The organism is Philodulcilactobacillus myokonensis, from assembly GCF_027923585.1.
GTDB classification, from domain to species: domain Bacteria; phylum Bacillota; class Bacilli; order Lactobacillales; family Lactobacillaceae; genus Philodulcilactobacillus; species Philodulcilactobacillus myokonensis.
The window spans coordinates 342,555-360,290 of sequence record NZ_BRPL01000002.1; the positions used below are offsets into that span (position 1 = coordinate 342,555).

The 17,736-nt window shown below is 35.2% G+C and carries 24 protein-coding genes and 3 tRNA genes; 14 read left to right on the top strand and 13 right to left on the bottom strand.

Annotated features, from left to right (window positions below; translation table 11 throughout):
* The first annotated feature begins 10 nt into the window (after window positions 1-10).
* From WR164_RS01740 to WR164_RS01755, 4 genes are all read left to right on the top strand, one after another.
* On the top strand, window positions 11-505 hold the full coding sequence (locus WR164_RS01740; RefSeq protein ID WP_286135836.1) for an O-acetyl-ADP-ribose deacetylase: 495 nt from the start codon (window positions 11-13) through the stop codon (window positions 503-505).
* 103 nt (window positions 506-608) lie between these two features.
* Entirely contained in the window at window positions 609-1,643 is a 1,035-nt protein-coding gene (locus WR164_RS01745) for an oxidoreductase (RefSeq protein ID WP_286135837.1), read from the top strand.
* 96 nt (window positions 1,644-1,739) lie between these two features.
* On the top strand, window positions 1,740-2,252 hold the full coding sequence (locus WR164_RS01750) for a type 1 glutamine amidotransferase domain-containing protein (RefSeq protein ID WP_286135838.1): 513 nt from the start codon (window positions 1,740-1,742) through the stop codon (window positions 2,250-2,252).
* A 128-nt stretch (window positions 2,253-2,380) separates the two neighbouring features.
* A complete protein-coding gene (locus tag WR164_RS01755) occupies window positions 2,381-3,580 on the top strand; it encodes a metal-dependent hydrolase family protein (protein WP_286135839.1) in 1,200 nt (399 codons plus the stop codon).
* Window positions 3,581-3,656: 76 nt separating this feature from the next.
* On the opposite strand, the gene WR164_RS01760 is transcribed toward WR164_RS01755, so the two are convergent.
* The 3 genes from WR164_RS01760 to WR164_RS01770 all read right to left on the bottom strand — a co-directional run bounded on the left by WR164_RS01760 (window position 3,657) and on the right by WR164_RS01770 (window position 5,558).
* Window positions 3,657-4,709, bottom strand: coding sequence for a tyrosine-protein phosphatase (locus WR164_RS01760; RefSeq protein ID WP_286135840.1), 1,053 nt, complete (start codon window positions 4,707-4,709; stop codon window positions 3,657-3,659).
* 133 nt (window positions 4,710-4,842) lie between these two features.
* Window positions 4,843-5,088 (bottom strand): acetolactate decarboxylase, encoded by a 246-nt coding sequence (locus tag WR164_RS01765; RefSeq protein ID WP_286135841.1) that lies wholly within the window; start codon window positions 5,086-5,088, stop codon window positions 4,843-4,845.
* Complete coding sequence (locus WR164_RS01770; protein WP_286135842.1) at window positions 5,085-5,558, bottom strand: acetolactate decarboxylase; 474 nt, start codon at window positions 5,556-5,558, stop codon at window positions 5,085-5,087. The genes WR164_RS01765 and WR164_RS01770 overlap by 4 nt, the downstream gene beginning before the upstream one ends.
* Window positions 5,559-5,726: 168 nt before the next feature.
* Between WR164_RS01770 and WR164_RS01775 the strand changes: the two genes are divergently transcribed.
* Entirely contained in the window at window positions 5,727-6,647 is a 921-nt protein-coding gene (locus WR164_RS01775) for a YczE/YyaS/YitT family protein (RefSeq protein ID WP_286135844.1), read from the top strand.
* A gap of 68 nt (window positions 6,648-6,715) precedes the next feature.
* Here WR164_RS01775 and WR164_RS01780 read toward each other — a convergent pair whose 3' ends face one another.
* From WR164_RS01780 to WR164_RS01790, 3 genes are all read right to left on the bottom strand, one after another.
* On the bottom strand, window positions 6,716-7,570 hold the full coding sequence (locus WR164_RS01780; protein ID WP_286135845.1) for a C39 family peptidase: 855 nt from the start codon (window positions 7,568-7,570) through the stop codon (window positions 6,716-6,718).
* 94 nt (window positions 7,571-7,664) lie between these two features.
* A complete protein-coding gene (locus tag WR164_RS01785) occupies window positions 7,665-8,015 on the bottom strand; it encodes a hypothetical protein (protein WP_286135846.1) in 351 nt (116 codons plus the stop codon).
* Window positions 8,016-8,093: 78 nt separating this feature from the next.
* Window positions 8,094-8,297: a hypothetical protein gene (locus tag WR164_RS01790; protein WP_286135847.1), complete on the bottom strand. Its 204-nt coding sequence runs from the start codon at window positions 8,295-8,297 to the stop codon at window positions 8,094-8,096.
* 174 nt (window positions 8,298-8,471) lie between these two features.
* On the opposite strand from WR164_RS01790, the gene WR164_RS01795 reads away from it, so the two are divergent.
* The 5 genes from WR164_RS01795 to WR164_RS01815 all read left to right on the top strand — a co-directional run bounded on the left by WR164_RS01795 (window position 8,472) and on the right by WR164_RS01815 (window position 11,730).
* Window positions 8,472-8,544: transfer RNA gene (locus WR164_RS01795), tRNA-Asn, on the top strand.
* A 70-nt stretch (window positions 8,545-8,614) separates the two neighbouring features.
* Window positions 8,615-8,687: transfer RNA gene (locus tag WR164_RS01800), tRNA-Asn, on the top strand.
* 65 nt (window positions 8,688-8,752) lie between these two features.
* Window positions 8,753-8,825 (top strand) — tRNA-Asn (locus WR164_RS01805).
* 147 nt (window positions 8,826-8,972) lie between these two features.
* The gene (locus WR164_RS01810) at window positions 8,973-9,428 is read left to right on the top strand and encodes a CopY/TcrY family copper transport repressor (RefSeq protein ID WP_286135848.1); all 456 of its coding nucleotides are present in this window, start codon (window positions 8,973-8,975) and stop codon (window positions 9,426-9,428) included.
* Window positions 9,429-9,501: 73 nt separating this feature from the next.
* Entirely contained in the window at window positions 9,502-11,730 is a 2,229-nt protein-coding gene (locus tag WR164_RS01815) for a heavy metal translocating P-type ATPase (protein WP_286136879.1), read from the top strand.
* 45 nt (window positions 11,731-11,775) lie between these two features.
* Here WR164_RS01815 and WR164_RS01820 read toward each other — a convergent pair whose 3' ends face one another.
* The 5 genes from WR164_RS01820 to WR164_RS01840 all read right to left on the bottom strand — a co-directional run bounded on the left by WR164_RS01820 (window position 11,776) and on the right by WR164_RS01840 (window position 13,760).
* Entirely contained in the window at window positions 11,776-12,123 is a 348-nt protein-coding gene (locus WR164_RS01820) for an ArsR/SmtB family transcription factor (RefSeq protein ID WP_286135849.1), read from the bottom strand.
* 26 nt (window positions 12,124-12,149) lie between these two features.
* Entirely contained in the window at window positions 12,150-12,761 is a 612-nt protein-coding gene (locus WR164_RS01825) for a cation efflux transmembrane domain-containing protein (protein WP_286135850.1), read from the bottom strand.
* A gap of 104 nt (window positions 12,762-12,865) precedes the next feature.
* Window positions 12,866-13,207, bottom strand: coding sequence for a hypothetical protein (locus WR164_RS01830; RefSeq protein ID WP_286135851.1), 342 nt, complete (start codon window positions 13,205-13,207; stop codon window positions 12,866-12,868).
* Window positions 13,208-13,354: 147 nt separating this feature from the next.
* Window positions 13,355-13,531, bottom strand: coding sequence for a hypothetical protein (locus WR164_RS01835; protein WP_286135852.1), 177 nt, complete (start codon window positions 13,529-13,531; stop codon window positions 13,355-13,357).
* A gap of 103 nt (window positions 13,532-13,634) precedes the next feature.
* A complete protein-coding gene (locus tag WR164_RS01840) occupies window positions 13,635-13,760 on the bottom strand; it encodes a hypothetical protein (RefSeq protein ID WP_286135853.1) in 126 nt (41 codons plus the stop codon).
* A gap of 345 nt (window positions 13,761-14,105) precedes the next feature.
* Between WR164_RS01840 and WR164_RS01845 the strand changes: the two genes are divergently transcribed.
* The 3 genes from WR164_RS01845 to WR164_RS01855 all read left to right on the top strand — a co-directional run bounded on the left by WR164_RS01845 (window position 14,106) and on the right by WR164_RS01855 (window position 15,974).
* Complete coding sequence (locus tag WR164_RS01845; protein WP_286135854.1) at window positions 14,106-14,366, top strand: hypothetical protein; 261 nt, start codon at window positions 14,106-14,108, stop codon at window positions 14,364-14,366.
* Between the two features lie 178 nt (window positions 14,367-14,544).
* Window positions 14,545-15,171, top strand: a complete 627-nt coding sequence (locus tag WR164_RS01850) for a hypothetical protein (protein WP_286135855.1) — start codon at window positions 14,545-14,547, stop codon at window positions 15,169-15,171.
* A 137-nt stretch (window positions 15,172-15,308) separates the two neighbouring features.
* Entirely contained in the window at window positions 15,309-15,974 is a 666-nt protein-coding gene (locus WR164_RS01855; protein ID WP_286135856.1) for a helix-turn-helix domain-containing protein, read from the top strand.
* A 6-nt stretch (window positions 15,975-15,980) separates the two neighbouring features.
* Here WR164_RS01855 and WR164_RS01860 read toward each other — a convergent pair whose 3' ends face one another.
* Window positions 15,981-16,115 (bottom strand): hypothetical protein, encoded by a 135-nt coding sequence (locus WR164_RS01860; protein WP_286135858.1) that lies wholly within the window; start codon window positions 16,113-16,115, stop codon window positions 15,981-15,983.
* A gap of 315 nt (window positions 16,116-16,430) precedes the next feature.
* On the opposite strand from WR164_RS01860, the gene WR164_RS01865 reads away from it, so the two are divergent.
* Window positions 16,431-16,670 (top strand): hypothetical protein, encoded by a 240-nt coding sequence (locus WR164_RS01865; RefSeq protein ID WP_286135859.1) that lies wholly within the window; start codon window positions 16,431-16,433, stop codon window positions 16,668-16,670.
* Window positions 16,671-16,702: 32 nt separating this feature from the next.
* Here the strand turns inward: WR164_RS01865 and WR164_RS01870 are convergent, their stop codons facing one another.
* Window positions 16,703-17,695, bottom strand: coding sequence for a hypothetical protein (locus tag WR164_RS01870; RefSeq protein ID WP_286135860.1), 993 nt, complete (start codon window positions 17,693-17,695; stop codon window positions 16,703-16,705).
* Window positions 17,696-17,736 lie beyond the last annotated feature (41 nt).

The window sequence follows — 17,736 nt, forward strand, 5'->3', positions numbered from 1 at the left end:
GTGATTGAAGATGGCTGATTTAAAAATTACTTTAGGTGATATCACTAAATCAAAAGTGGATGCGATCGTGAACGCTGCTAATACCGGCTTAGTCGGTGGTGGTGGCGTTGACGGCGCCATTCACCGGGCAGCTGGAAAGGCCAAACTAGATGCTGCCTGTCGTAAACTGGGTGGCTGTCCAACCGGTGAAGCTAAGACGACTCCTGGTTTTAATTTATCTGCTCAATACATTATTCATACGGCCGGACCGATTTGGCGTGACGGTTCGTTTGAAGAGGATAAACTACTAAAAAATTGTTATATCAATAGTTTGAAACAGGCCGTTGCTCACGATTGCAAAACGGTTGCCTTTCCGTCCATTAGCACCGGTGTCTATGGCTATCCACTGGACCGGGCTGCTAAAATTGCGGTCAAGACGATCAAAAATTTTGATGCACCATTAAAAGTAGAGATGGTCTGCTTTGATCAGAAGACTGAAGAAGCCTATTTAAAGGCTATGAAATGAATTGATTCCTTGGATTTTGATCTAAGGAATTTTTTCTTTGACTTTTGCAATGAATCCTTATATCATTTTACTTACAATTAATAAGCTATGGGAGGTTGATTGAATGTCATTACTATTATCACCCACTAATGTTGGCGGTTTGTCATTAAATAATCGGGTTGTCATGTCACCAATGTGCATGTATGAAGTTAAAAAAGAAGATGGAATTTTGACGCCGTTTCACTTTGCTCATTATGGGATGCGTGCCATTAGCAAAGTTGGTTTGATTATTACCGAAGCCACGGCGGTGGATCCGGATGGCCGAATTACTAAGTATGACTTGGGTCTATGGAATGATGAACAGGCGAAGCATTTTAAGAAATTAGTTGATTGGATTCATTATTTAGGCGGTAAAATTGGGGTGCAATTAAACCATGCTGGCCGTAAAGCAGCTGATGCCATTCATCCCGTTGCACCTAGTGCGATTGCTTACAGTCGTGATTATCGCACACCCAATGAATTAACAATTGAACAAATTCATCAGATTGTGAATGATTTTGGCACAGCTGCTAAACATGCAAACAATGCTGGCGTTGACGTAATTGACATTCATGGAGCTCATGGCTACCTACTAAATCAATTTTTATCTGCAGTAACTAATCATCGCCAGGATGAATATGGTGGCAGTCTAGCTAAGCGCTACCGAATCGTTCATGAAGTCATTCAAGCAATCAAACAAAATTATCAGGGACCATTATGGATCCGTCTTTCATTAACTGATTATGATGATAGTGGTTTAGAAAACACGATGGATGATTGGAAGCAAGTTGGCAAATGGATGGAAGCTGATGGCATTAATTTAATTGATGCTTCTACTGGTGGTTTGCTTAACAAGGCGCCTAATTTTCCAGTTCATGATGGTTACCAAACCTCGTTTGCGACTAAATTAAAGCAATCACTTCAAATTCCCGTTTCCACCGTCGGGTTATTGGATAATCCCGGTTTAAGTGAATATATTTTACAGAATCACCAGGCTGATTTGATTTTTGAAGGCCGGGCACTATTAAGAAATACAAATTGGCTATCCGATGCCGCTAAGGAATTGCATGACCACCATTTCAAGCCGTTTAATGATTCATACCAACGTGGTCAAAAATAAGCGGTTAACTAAACGTTTGTAAGCAAAATGTTTGGAGTCGTGTGAATTTTTCTTGTAGAATTATGTCTGATGAATTAATTAGAAGGAGGAGATTGTATGAGTAAGATTGCAGCTGTTGTTACAAGCGGTTACGAAGATTCAGAACTAACATCACCTAAAAAGGCTTTAGAAGATGCTGGCAACCAAGTTGACCTCATTGAAGAAAAAGCTGGTAATAAGATTGCCGGTGAACATGGTGATCAACAAACCATCGACGTTGCCATTGACGATGCTAAGTTTGATGATTACGATGCACTATTGTTACCAGGTGGCGGATCACCCGATGCACTTCGTGTTGACCCTCGTTATGTCAACTTTGTAAAGCGCTTCTTAATGGCTAATAAACCGGTCTTTGCAATTTGCCATGGACCACAATTCTTCATCCAAACTGGCTTAGCTAACGAATTGAAGCTAACAGCATACACAACCATCCGTTATGATTTATTCTATGCTGGTGCTCAAGTCTTAGACAAACCAGTCGTTGTTGATAAGAAACATAAGTTGGTTACAAGCAGAACTCCTGATGATTTGAAGTACTTTAACCGCGAAATGTTAAACTTATTAAAATAATTGAGATTTAAAATAATGAAGACGTTAGTGATCAAATCAAATCACTAACGTCTTTTTTGCTTTAACGGTTGATTAATATAATCATTAGTTTTATACTAATTAAAAATTAATTAAAAGGGGCAATTAAAATGACAAAAGTACTTTTTAATAACTTTAGTTTGTTTAATGGTAAGGATAACCAATTAAAATCAAATGCGTGGTTATTAGCTGATCGAAAAACTGGCAAAATTGTTTCAGTTGGTTCTGGGGATGAACCCAAAGCCGATCAGTACATGGATTTGAATGGTAAATTTGTCATGCCCGGATTAATTAATGTTCATACTCATATTACATTTGATCCATATTCTTCGACTGGTAATACCGATGTAGACGAAGTTCAATCCACTGTTCGTGCTGTTAAGCATTTACACGAACTATTAAAATCAGGTGTTACTACTATTCGTGAATGTGGTGCAACATACGACATTGATATTGTTTTAGAAAAATTACGTGAAGCGGGCCAATTGAAACACGTTCCAACCATCATGCCATCTGGTCGGCCATATGGAATTACCGGTGGTCATTCGGATTTACCGAACTGGGGTTATCACTGTGATTCAGTTGACGCCATGCGCCATGACGTTCGGGTTGGCATTAAAAAGGGTGCTAAGGCCATTAAAGTCATGGCAACCGGTGGTGTCATGACCAAGCAAGATTCAATGTATGATCCCCAACTAAGTGCTGAGGATATGCGAACAGCCGTTGTCGAAGCTCACCATAAGGGCTTGATTGCGATGGCTCATGCTGAGGCTAATCCCGGAATTGCGAATGCCATTAAAGCTGGCGTTGACTCAATCGAACACTGTTTTGAAGTTAACGATGATGAAATTGACTCCATGTTGAAGAAACATATCTTTCTAACGGCGACCTTACAAACGGCTTGGGCCATGAAGCATTATGGCAAAGGCAAGTTACCACAATGGGAAATGAATAAGATTGATGCCTGCTGGAAGATGTTAACAAAGAATATTAAGCATGCTTGGCACCGTGGGGTTCCCGTTGTAGTCGGCACCGATGCCGGTTGTCCATTTGCTTATTTTGATACCACTGCTAAAGAATTTGAATTAATGGCGAAATACATGGACGTTACTAACTATGAAGCCCTTCTTGCCAATTATCATTCTGCCGAATTATTAGAACGCAACCAACAGTTTGATCCTAAGGTCGGTGTCTTAGCTCCTGATTATCATGCCGATTTCTTAGTTCTAGACCACAATCCACTTGATGATATTAAAGCACCCCAGCAAGAAGATAAAGTCGTTTACAAGGGTGGAATTAAAGAAGTTTAATTTTTAAATTGAAACCAAATTAAAACACCAATTCCAAATCAATGGAATTGGTGTTTTTTAGTTTAAATGAGTTAATTTAGAAATTCTTAAACGTAGTTTCTAATTGTTGTAAGGAAGCTTTAGATTGGTAATAAGCTTTTTTATTAACCCGTCTTTGACTACCCTGGGTACTGACCCATTTTTGTAAATTAGATTTAACAATTTCCTTTTGTTGATTTAATTTGCTGTAATTCGGGGTTAAGTAATTAGCTCTTAACTTCTTGATGTCCTTATTACTTAAACCAATTACCTTGTGCAAATAATTATCCATATTACCATACTTAGCTTCAATCGTGCTATAGAAACGGTTTAATTGATTAATTTGGGTGACATAATTTTGACGTCCCTTATTTAAGCCAATGTAATAAGTGGATAATAAGTAGTCGTTATAAATGTTGCGCTTATTAACACCTAAAGCCGATAGCAATAGGACGCTGACGGTTCCGGTTCGATCACGACCACCGATACAATGGTACATAATGGCACCATTCTTGTTGTTCATGGCTGCTTTAAAAATATCCTTGTAAGAATTAACAGCAGATTTACTGAAGGCTAGTGGATAACCATAACGGTAAATTTCACCGTATTTATTTTTAGCAGGGGTGGTAGCAATCTTTTCCTTTAGTGAAATGACCGGGATGTTTTTAATGGGGATGTTTAAGCCAACACTATCTTTGACACCTTCACCTGGATCGGCAGCCTTTTTAATTTCCTGTGATTCACGAAGGTCAATGATTTGTTTAATGTTTAATTGATGGGCAGCTTTAGCGCCTTTTTTGGTTAATTTAGCTAAATCACTACCGCGAATCAAGCGCTTAGGCTTGACTGAGAAATTACCATCAGCAGTGGTGACACCACCAATATCGCGAGTATTCCATGATCCTTGTAAATCATTTGAATAGTAAAAATCCTGTCTTTGTTTAGCGGCTTTAGCGACTCTGACGTTACTTAGATATTGATTATATTTGCTTGAAATGCTGCTGGCAGCATAAGCTTGTGTCGTTGAGTGTTGCTGGCTATTGATTGCATTGAAACCAAAGAAACTTAGTCCGGCAATCGCAGCAATTGATAACTTAGTTGCTTTTCTCATTTCATGATTACTCCTTTAAAATAGACTAACGTTATATATCATACCTTTAATTGATTATTTCTTCAATTATTTTTAGAAAACATAAAAAGCAAATCTAAATCGATCGATGTCGGATGCTTGAATTTAAGTTAAATTAATTTTCAGCGTGATTAATGGCACCGTTGATGTCATCCTTTGAAAAATCATGTTTCATAAATTCTTCACTAGTTGATGGTAATTCCTGATTTAATTTGGGTAGTGCTTGTAAACTAAGTTCACCGTCTTTAACGTTAAATCCTAAGACGTGGCCACCAATGCTTAAATCATCTGCTAAGAAATGAAGATGGAAACCACCGACTGAAGGGCCATTAAAAATTTGTGGAGCGTAGTAACCAATCAAAGTTCCTTCCTTGTTTGTAGCGTAGCATCAAAAGTAGCTTGTTTATCAGCCATTTCAACTAAAGTTGGATAGGGCTCGTTTGCTTTATTGACTGATCTAGTATGAATATTTGAAAAAACACCGTGAATTTTGACCGCAAAGAAAATGTTTTGGTAATCATTTTGGTTAAAGATGTAGTCAGCTAATTCGGACTTATTAATGTTTTGAATCTGATTCAAACGGGTAAAGTGGGCAAAATGAACATCAGCAAATGGTACCATTTCCATACCAGTTAGCTTTTGAATTTTCCCACTGCCTTTTACTTGGTAACCCTGGCCGTTTAAAACAATTAATTCACCATCGAGTGAATCGGCGGTGCCAATTCCAGTGTCACCATGTTTTAAAATATCATTCAATGATTTCGTTCCTTTAAATAATCCGGGGACCATTAATGCAAGGGTGCCATATTGGTACAGTGTTTGATAATTCATTTTAAAAACCTCCTTATATAATTAATTATATCTTATTGTTGATATCAAGCGGTGTAAAGCAAATGAGTTTAAATTAGAATGAGATTATTAAGTGATTAAAATTATTTATTAATTCGATTAGGTATATAATGAACATATAGACCATTAGTTATTAAAAGAGGTAATTCGATGGATAATGCAATTAGTAAAAGTAGTAGACCAAAGCATAATTATCTGAGTATTGCGCTGCGAACAATATTATCCTTCATTGGAGTTAGTTTAATTGGTCTAGGCGCTGCCTTGATGCGTGAAGGACACGTTGGTCTGGATCCTTATACCGCCCTTAATATTGGTGTATCTGGTCATTTAGGGATGGAACTTGGGACCTACCAGTTAATTTCTAACCTAGTCATCTTTGTTTTTATTTTGATTTTTAATATTAAGCAAATTGGAATTGGGACGATTTTGAACATGGTTCTAGTTGGATATGAAATTCAATGGTTTTCAAACATCTATGAAAATATTTTTGGAGCTCAAATCAATTTCTTCGTTATTATTGTTGATGGTGCGATTGGACTATTATTCTTTACACTAGGAACTTCAATCTATATGTCGACTAAATTAGGGGTTGCTCCATACGATGCAATTGCGCCGACAATTTCAGAACGATTTCATATTAAGTACCAATATGTAAGAACAGTTCAAGATATCCTCTTTATGGTAGCTGCTGTTATTGCTGGCGGTGCTTATGGAATAATGACGATTGTAACAGCATTCTTTGCCGGTCCTTTAATCACTTTCTGGAATAAAAACGTCAGCGAATTTATCATGGAACATGTTAATCACTTCAGTAATGAACCATCCGTTAATAACGTTGAAAATGGGGTTTTAGGTGCTAGTCGTCAAAGTTATAACTGGTTGCATCGTGCATACCGTTCAACTGTATATATTCAAAGACATTTATCTGGTTATACTGATCAAGAATTAGAAGAGATTATTAATGAAAATAATCACCAGTTAAGACAAAATTTGATCTTTATGAAGCATCTTGAAAAACTTCACCATTCATTGAATGAAGAATTAAAACGCCGTGGTTTGAACCAAAAATAATTTAAAATAAAGTAAAATAAAACAGGGGATGAATTAATCATCCTCTGTTTTATTTGGTTTAATTAATATTATCTAACGACAACTGCGTATTGATGACATTTATTATAAACGTTCATGAAATGGGTCGTTGATACCCAGAATACCTTGTGTGAATCACTGGCATATTTATATGGATCAGCAATTAAAAAGGCACCGTATTTATAACCAACGATGGTTAACATGTGGCCAGTTGGATTACCATTCATATTTCTAGAACCAGCAAAAGCAACCGCATTATCGTGTTTAACTTCAGAAATTAACTGGGTTCTTGAAGCACCTGAAATATCATGGGTTGCTTTATCATATTCACGACCGTATTTAGCAAGCGGGTATGGCAAAATGGTCCATGATACATTAGTGGGGTTGTGCTTAAATGGATTTCCTCTAAAACCATACTTAGGATTATTGCTTCGTGGCATTTTATCAATAAAACTCTTGGTACTAATAAAACCACGGCCTTTAACTGACAAAGCAGTCTTTAAACTGATGGCTTCACAGGCATTTGGTGCGAAAGTAGGGTAAAGTTGACTATTGTACGTATATGGCAAAATATATGTAGAAGGTTTCTTTAATGCCTCGGCATTGATCCAACCATAATTGGTTCCTTTACGGCTAACTTTAAAGTAGGTTCTTCGATTGGACTGTGCAATTTCATTAACCTGCATTAATTGGCCGGAAAGACCTGATGCCTTGCGTTTAACTTTAGTTCCCTTAACGTAAGGTTGTTCCCACATTTTCCAATGACTACCATTAATGACCCTAGCGTCATAATTTCTAGCAGAGCTGATGGAATAATTGGAATTTGCAGAAGCCTTACTGTTTACCATTAAAAGGCCTAAAATAATGAAAAATCCCATTAAAAGGATTCGATTTATTTTATGCAAATTAAACAACTCCTTGTAATGAAATGATTATACAAATACATATTTTAGCATTGATATATAACAGATTAATGACGTGAATGTTAAGTTTTAGATACTAATTATTAAACAAAGGTGCAATGTCATTTTGATATGCATCGTCGATGATTTGGGATGCTTTGCGGCTCAACTGTTGGGCGTATTCCGGAGTATCATTACCGTTTTCATATTCATTACTAAAAGCAACGTGACAAGCAGCCTTTAAGTTCGTCTTTAATTGATCTTTGTCAGGAGTTTGGTAAGCTTTAGAATTAAGTCCCATATTGAGGTAAGCACGAAGGGTCATTAAGACTTCACTAGTTAATTGGTCTTTACTTTGAGCAGCTTGATAAGCCTTTTCAAATAGATTATGTTGAATTTTAATTGCAATTTTAATGTTGGTTTGATGTTCTTCTTGTTGTTCTGGCATCATGATGTTCCTTTCATGTAATAAAAAACATTCCATTGTTTTAAATGGAATGCCTTCATTTAATTTAATAAAATGAAATTACTTAGCTTCGAGGCTAACTGAACCATTATTGTTAGAAGCTTCGTATCGGCCTGGTTTAGTACTATTTTTATCAATTGCAGATTTGATTTCATCAATATCAACGTCGCCAGGGTAGAATGAAACAACGCTGCCCTTATATGCTAAGATTTGGTCACGTGATTTGAATTGAGTCATTTCGTCTTTATTTACATCGTATGCCATAATTGAATTACCTTCCTTTTTGTTATTCAGATTACAATTTTATTTTAACACCAGCCCTTCATTTTTTCATTGTTTTGTTTTGCAAAAAAAGTTTGAAATAAATTAACTAAAATACTTGAAAAATTAAAATATTGTTATATAATTATAAATAATCAATGAGAAACATTTAATGATTGCCCCGTAGTTCAGTTGGTAGAACAACTGCCTGTTAAGCAGAAGGTCACTGGTTCGAGCCCAGTCGGAGCAGTTAGATTTATGATGCCGTTCTGGTGTTTATAAATCTCATTTTTATAAATAAACTGATTTCTTTTGATTATTGCCCCGTAGTTCAGTTGGTAGAACAGCTGCCTGTTAAGCAGAAGGTCACTGGTTCGAACCCAGTCGGAGCAGTTGATGATAAATATTTCTTTTGTATTTATGATCTTTATTGTTGAACAATTGCATATTTTGATAATTGCCCCGTAGTTCAGTTGGTAGAACAACTGCCTGTTAAGCAGAAGGTCACTGGTTCGAGCCCAGTCGGAGCAGCTAATTAAAGGGAATCATTGATTAAATGATTCTTTTTTATTTACATTCATTGTTTACAAGTGTAAACTACTAATTGAATTGAATATTAACGAATAAACTTTTTATTTACAGTTTTAGTTTACATTTGTAGATTGAGGAGATGAAACGATGGAACAATTAGAGCAGATTACTAATTCTGAATGGAAAATCATGCGTGTAATTTGGACGCTTGGCCATTCAACCAGTAAGCAAATTACATCTTTGCTTAGTGAAAAAGAAGATTGGAAAGCTTCAACTGTTAAAACTTTATTAAGACGCCTTGATCGAAAGGGATTTTTAAAAATTGTTCGAAAAGGGCGAACCTATGTTTACTATTCAAAAATTGATGAGCAGACGGCTGCTAATGACGCTGTTTTAAATATTTTTCATAATATTTGTGCAATGCATGCTGGAAAAGCTCTGAATAGTGTGATTCAGAACGTTCCAATTAGTAAAAATGATATTCAGGTGTTAATTCAAACTTTGCATCAAAAAGCCAAAACGGCACCTGATAAGGTTCCATGTAATTGTTTGAAACATCAAGATTGCGAAGGGAGGAAAATGAGCTATGAACATGAAGAATGATGATGATCAAAAAAAGATGAATATGGATGATCACAAAATGGACGGCAAACATAAGATGGATTGCTGCAAGAACATGAGTGACAAAGATATGAAAAACATGGATATGAAACACCATGATAACCAAAAAATGAGTGGCATGAAGATGAATCATAAGAACATGAAGATGGATAACCATAACATGAAGCATATGGATCATATGGATATGAACTCAAAATCTGGTCACGACTCAATGAAAATGAACGGCATGAATATGGATCACCACTCAATGAACATGGACCATGGATCAATGGATATGGACCACATGGACATGGGCAATGGCGGCATGATGATGCATGGCGGCCACATGATGAATATGGGTAATCTAAAACAAAAGTTCTGGGTATCATTAATTGTGATGATTCCAATCATTTTAATGTCACCAATGATGGGCATGAAATTACCATTCACCATTCAATTTCCAGGATCCGATTGGGTTGTTGCCATTTTAGGTAGTTTCATGTACTTTTACGGCGGGAAACCATTCTTTAGTGGCGCTAAAGGTGAAATGGAAAGCCATAAACCAGCAATGATGTCATTGATTACGCTTGGCATTACGGTTGCTTACGCTTACAGTATTTACGCAACCATTGCAAATGATATTTTCCACGTTACCCCCATGGTTAATAATTTCTTCTGGGAATTAGCAACGTTAATTGTCATCATGTTACTAGGCCACTGGATTGAAATGAATTCAATCATGAATGCCGGTTCGGCATTGAATGCCCTTGCTAAATTACTTCCAGATAGTGCTCACTTAGTTACATCAAACGGTGACACTAAGGATGTTTCTGTAAGTGATTTAACCCAAGGAAATTATGTTCTAGTGGAACCAGGTGAAAAAATTCCTGCTGATGGTGATATTAAAAAGGGTCAGACCTTAGTTAATGAATCATTGGTTACCGGTGAATCCAAGAAACAATCTAAAAAGGTAAATGATAAGGTTATTGGTGGTTCAATCAATGATAACGGAACGATTACCGTACAGGTCACCGGCACTGGTAAATCTGGCTACCTTTCTAAAGTAATGAACATGGTTAGCCAGGCTCAATCAAGTAAATCGAAAGATGAGAATATGGCTGATCGGATTTCGGGTTACCTATTCTATGCGGCCCTTGCAATTGCAATCATTGCAACTATTATTTGGATTCCAATCAATGGCTTTCCATTTGCCATTTCAATTGCCGTTTCAACCCTTGTCATCGCTTGCCCCCACGCACTTGGTTTGGCAGTACCCCTAGTTGTTTCTAGAAGTACTTCGATTGCTGCTCGAAACGGGCTATTGATCAGAAACCGCAATGCTTTGGAACACGTTAAAAATATTAAGTACGCGCTAATGGATAAAACGGGAACATTAACCCAAGGCAACTTCAAAGTTAACCATTTTGAAAGCCTTGACCAAAATTATTCTAATGAACAGGTTTTACAAATTATCGGTAGTTTAGAACAAGGGTCAAGTCATCCACTAGCAGAAGGGGTTTTAAACCTTGTTCACAGTAAGAAAATAAACCTATCTAGCGTTAAAGATGAACAACAGGTAACTGGCGCTGGAATTGCTGGAACGATTGATAATCAACGCTATGCATTACTAGCTAGTTCATATTTGAACCAACACCAAATTGCATATAACCATGATTTATTCGATCAGTTATCCAGCCGGGGGAATTCTGTTAGTTTCCTTCTTCAAGATGATCACGTTATTGGGATTTTAGCTGAAGGTGATCAAATCAAGGCTAATTCTAAAGAAATGGTTCAGTACTTGAAGGCTCATCATATTATTCCAGTCATGCTAACTGGTGATAACCAAAAGACAGCTGCATCGGTTGCCCACCAATTAGGCATTGATAAGTATGAAGCTGAATTACTTCCTGAAGACAAACAGAAGATGGTATCTAGATACCAAAATGATGGTAAGGTTATCTTTATCGGTGATGGAGTTAACGATGCACCTAGTTTAGCTAAAGCCAATATTGGGATTGCCATTGGATCTGGAACTGATGTTGCCATCGATTCTGCTGATATTGTATTAGTTAATAGTGACCCTAAGGATGTTATCAGCATGCTTCAATTAGCAACTAAGACCAATCATAAGATGGTGGAAAACTTATGGTGGGGTGCTGGTTACAATATCATTGCTTTGCCATTAGCTGCTGGTGTTCTAGCATTCATTGGGATTGTCTTAGACCCAATGGTGGGTGCCATTATCATGTCATTGAGTACCGTCATTGTTGCTTTGAATGCCATGACGCTAACGATTAAAAAATAATTTTAAATGAAACTAAAAAAGCACTTCATTATGAAGTGCTTTTTTTTATTCACCATGCTTTTTACCCCGCATGACATGGTCAGAATGGGCAATCGTTTCATTAACGACATCTAAAATATGCGGATCATTTAACTGGTAGTACCTTGCTTTACCAATTTGTTCTGAACTAACGAGCTGAAATTTTTTAAGGTGAGCCAGTTGATGTGAAACAACGGATTGTTCAACGTTTAAAATTCCACCAATTTCTTTAACGTTAAGTCTCTTTTGCTCTAATAAGTGTAACATTTGAAGCCTAGTTGGATTACTTAATAGTTTAAATATTTTTTGTGATTCCTTTAGGTGTTTTTCATCGATTAAATGAATTGAATCTTGCTTCAAGAGAAACCCCTCCATTTAAATTAATTACAGCTTATTATAGCTTATTTTCGGCCTTCTTGAAATGATTCCAAACCCTCACTAAAGATGAAGTAAACTAAGATTAAGGCGGCAACTGAATCTGCCCACCACCAATTCAAAAGGTAGGTTAATAGTGTTCCTAATAGGACGGTACCAGCCATGTATGCACATGTAATGTTACACATGCCATCTTCAACTAGTGCGTTAGAGTGGAGTGCTTTTCCCATTTTTCGTTTTAAAATTGTTAAAATGGGCATTAAGATGACCGAAGCAACTGAGATTAGTAGACCGGATAAACTATTATCAGAAGCTTGGTGGGTAAAAAGATTATAAAGAGAAATGACGACAATATAGACTGATAGCAAGATTAAAACAGATCCAACAATTAATGATGATCTTTTTTCAGCTTTCATAATTGACTGTGAATCATCACCGTTCATTTCCTTCTTTAATCGCCAGATGAGGGCGCTCCCCGAAATGATTTCTAAAAAGCTGTCCAATCCAAAGGCAATCAATAGAATTGAGTGGGCTTGTAATCCAGATATGAAACCAACAATGAATTCAAATGCCATCCAAGCGGTCGAAAAGTATTCAATCATCAAACCATTGTTAACTAAGTGTTTGTTATTTTCCATTTTTATTTTCTCCTTTAAATATGTTTTAAATAACATATGTTAATAATAACATATTTATAGCAAAATAAAAGAGTTTAATCAATTTGATTAAACCCTGAAAAATATTATTTATTAGAAGTATAAGCATGCGAATGCTTTTTAATATATTCTTTGCTCATATCATAAAATTGATCTTGAGCCTTATGACTACCGTTTAATAAGTCTTTGCTGATAATATCGTATCCAACTCCAGCTGTGAAGTACATGTATCTGCCATCAGTCTTGTAATTGTGGATTTGATTGATATTCATGTGGTGTTTGGCATACCATAATTTGATCATACGATATAAAAAACTGCGGAGTGGGATGGTATATGTAGCATGGTACGACATTGAAGTTGCGTTTAAACTATGCATGTCATCAAAAAGATGTTCATCCACTTGATTCATTCTCATCTTACGAAGCATTAATAAACCTCCTTTCATAAAAATTCATTACTTTCAATTATAATCATTTTCATAAAAAATTAAAATAAAAAAAGCACGCTAGTAAAAACTAGTGTGCTTATTTCCTCAGCAACAATTTATCTACTTTTATTGAATTAATTTCGATCCTTAGAGAACAAGTACTGAACCAACTACAAAAGCAACTAATAGAGAACCAATTGAGATATCTCTAGTGCGTTTCATATTAACTGCTTTATGGTTGCTTTGGATTCCAAACATTACTAATGAATATAATAATGTTAGAACGGCTAGAACGATGAAAACTGTTATGCCTAAGGTTACCATATATAATACACCTCCATGTGTTATATACAGTACATTTAGGAACAATCTTAAGACACTATATATACTAGAACCTCGTGTCCGCACTTAACTCAAAAGTTAAGAACTAAAACATATTGCGTCTTAGTACGTTATCAATGTTAGGAGTATGACCTTTTCTAGCAAGATCAATTCTTCTAACGAACATGTATACTAAAGCAACAAAAATAACCAACATAACTAAGTTTGCCATATACGAGCACCTCCAAGTGTTTATATACAGTACATTTAGGAACAACGAATTTTAGAGGGACTATATATACTAGAACCTCGTACCCCCTAGAACTGCGCAGCATTGGTTTGCTTAGCTTTTGAAAATGAAATTAATCATTTCACGGTGTGTCCATAGCCTTATATTCAGTTGTAAGTTACTGCTTCACCAGCAACTTATGACTATAATATACTTTTAAAAGTATATTTGCAACCTTTTTACCTATTTTTATTTCTTTTTTTAATATAAAATGATAAGATAAAGTTTGAAAGGGTAATTGTACTCTTTATTAATGGCATAGATTGAAGTTGTAGAGGAGGACTTTTTATGGCTCGTCGAGTTCGGAGAAATATGTCACAATTGCAAAAGTTAGAAAAGGATGCTTCTAATTTGGAAATGCATTTGAATGATGTTTCCCAAAACTTCTTATCAAAAGTGGTAAGTGAAGCAAATTCTGACCAGGCAAAGAAATTTGAACATCAAGATGTTATTAATATTGATTTGCCTCGTCAAAAAGCTCAGCAAAGAAAGCTTGCTAGGATGCGAAAACAAATTCGTGATTTACAACAATCACAGAAGGAAGCTTAATCTGAACTAACTTTTGTTAGATTAAAAAAGAGTATTCCTATCGTTAATATTAACTATTATTGATAGGAATGCTCTTTTTAGTTTGTTCTAATAGGCGACATCCTTTATCAAAAGCATATTTTCTTTTATAATGTGATTGTTTATCTTTGACTTAATTCTATGAAAGGAAAGAATATAAATGACATTTAAAGAAGAAATTGATGATATTTTAGAACGTAATCAAGATCTTAAAAAGTGGCGGATTGATACTTCTAAATCCGCTTGGGATCAAATCGTAAAAAAATTACAAGACTTAGCTGCTCACGGTTATACCCAGTATGAATATGAAACTCACCATGAAAATGATGATAACCAAGATAACGTTAATGATTTAATTAGTACTTACTGTATTCGGGAAGATATTGAAATTAGAAACTATACTAAGGATCAAGATGGTTTCTTTTCATGGTTAAATGCCGATACTAATACCAATGTTGCTGTGATGTCATGGTATCAAATTCAAAATGATCACCAGACAGATGATAATACACTAGGTGATAAACTGTACCGAATGGCTCGTGAATGGAACCATAAAAATTTCCCAATGGGTGATTTTAATGACAAAATGCTAACCCACGTTAAAAATATGATTAAACATAATGCAGAACAGCAGGCTGGTTTAACACTTGTTAGAAAAGATGATTTCGATCACTACGTCACTAACAAACAAATGGAAAACCTAGCTCAATATTTTGAAAAACAGGGATTCAAGATTAATATCAAAAATAGATACAATGGTAATTTAGCCTTTGTCGTTAGATTTTAGGATAAAATCTTAATCATAGAAAGTGGGGCGGTCATGTGACTGTCCCATTTTTATTTGGATTTTTAAATCATAATTGTTGCATCTTGTGTGACACAATGCATATACTAGCTATGATTAATAATAAAGGAAGTGATACTATGATTTCTAACCGTTTAAGAGACTTAATTGATGAACGTCATATTAGTATTTCAAATTTATCTCGTCAAGTGCACTTATCAAGAAATACTATTTATAATTTAATTAATAACCAAAATTTACATGGTTATCAAATTCAGACGTTGAATAAAATCTGCAGTTTCTTCCATGTAAATATCGGTGATGTTTTAAACTTTGTTGAAGATAAATTGACCGTTAAATTTGACCCGAAACAGGTTCGGATGACTCAATCTGTTAATCATAAAGCTTTTTATGTTTCCGTTGATTGTTCAATTATTCACCACAAAAAGGAAATTGGTACCGTTAAATTAATGACCAAAATTGATATTACTTATCACCATGTGATTCGTTTGATTTACCAAATTGATAGTGAAGGCGGTTTAAATAAAGATTACGTTAAGGCCGTCTTTAATAATCCAGAAAATTTAGCTCAACCAGTCGTTCAAATTTTAAGCTTGCCACATATTCATAATTTGATTGATGATAATTATGACGGTGAAATTCTTCCAGTAACGGGTGCTGGTGATAACGATCAACAGAGTTTTGATTTTGATTGGAACAATCAAAAAAAGACCATTGCTAATTTTAAAAAGACCAATCTTAAGAGTGGCTATTTAAATCCGCATGATCGCTTTATTTTTCAATAAATGTAGTTATTTTTGATGATCATCATTTTGATGATCATCTTTTTGATTGGCTTCCTTTTCCTTCATTTCCCTTTTATCGTGAACAAAACCAACTGCTAGAAAAATAGCTAATAAAATTAAAATAATGATGATTAATCCCATGCTAATCGCTCCCTTAGTTAAATTAGTTTAATTATACCAAAATTTGTTTTGAATTGTTTGGCAGTTTGGGTATATAATAATAATTGGTTGTTAGGTATTGCAGCCTGATTGGTTTCTTGATTTTTCAATGCATTTATACGATCCGTTATGGGAATAAGGAATTATATAAATATATTGAAGAGTTTTAAGTTACTGACATATTTTCTTAAACCCTTCTAAAAGTAGTCGTTAAAGACCAGTATGTTAAGTCATACTGGTCTTTAATTTATGTTAAAATTAATTTTGAAATGAAATTAGTAAAAAGAAGGGAAATCGATGGATAAATTAAATTTAAATATTAATGTTAAATTTTTTGACCGTAACGATGCTGTTAAAAAATTACGGTCATTAAGTGGTGCTAGTAAGAAATTAAGTAGCTACTTAATTTCTGCTAAGCAAAAAGATGTTGATAAAGCAAAACTGGCAAAACAACTTGGCATTTCTGGCCATCAATTGGACCAAGCTGCTCATGAATTACTGAATGATCAAATTGTTAAAAAATTAATTAGAGCATAAAAAATCCCATCAAAATGATGGGATTTTATTTATTATGCACGCTTGCAAATATCAACGTATGCAAAAATATTTAAGATGTGGCCGACTAAATCAACGTCGTAATCAGTTGTAAAATTAAATCCAGCGTCTGCATCAGTTCGCTTAATTTCATTTTCAATGTCTTCTAAAATTAGCTTCATCGCTTTTTTATAACTTTGCGGTGTTGAAGCTAAGATTGGGTCTGATGATGCGGTGTAATAATTCTCAACAAATTCAAATCCATCTGGAATATCACCACCGGAAGCAACCGGCATAGCATTAGTAAATTTAGATGGGTATTTTTCATCATCATTTACTTTAATTGATGCCTGATGTCCATCGTTATTTTCCTTAGCTACGGATGGTTTATCAACCGAAGTTTCTCTGTGCTCAGATGGAGGAGTTTGTGGATTGATTTCATTTAAATTGGCAGAATTTGCTTGTGATTGTGAAGCATTTCCTGGAATTCTTGAATCAACATTAGATTGTTGTTTAGAAACCTGGCTACCACTGCTTTCCTGTGTAACTGGTAAATCGGCCGTGAAGTCGCCGTTAGCATGCTTAGCTTGATTACAGGCACCTTTTAAAATATTAGCAGACTCCTTTAAGTACTTAGCTTCGTCTTCATCGTTGTAATTTAATTTAAACTGATCACGATTGGTTTTGACCACTAAAGCATGATCTTCAAATGTAATTGCTTGAATATCAAACAGGAAGACGGAAGTAATAAAATGAAGTTGTTCCTGATTTCTGAAACTCATTACCATTCGATAGTTACTAAAGTAAAAATCACTGTTATCAAACGGAGCAGGGTGTTTCATTGAATATGACCAGAACCAAATTTCGTTTTGGTAATCTGAATCATGACTGCCCATTTTATCCGTTAAATCTTCAGTAATGGGATTTTTACCTTCATCATCTAAAATTTGAACAAGTCGCTGTTTGGATTCATCGGATGAGAATTGATTGTTAGTAAATTGTTGATCTAAAATAACGTTAAAATTCATAACCTCTACCACCTTTAGACTATTCATTATCATCATAGCAC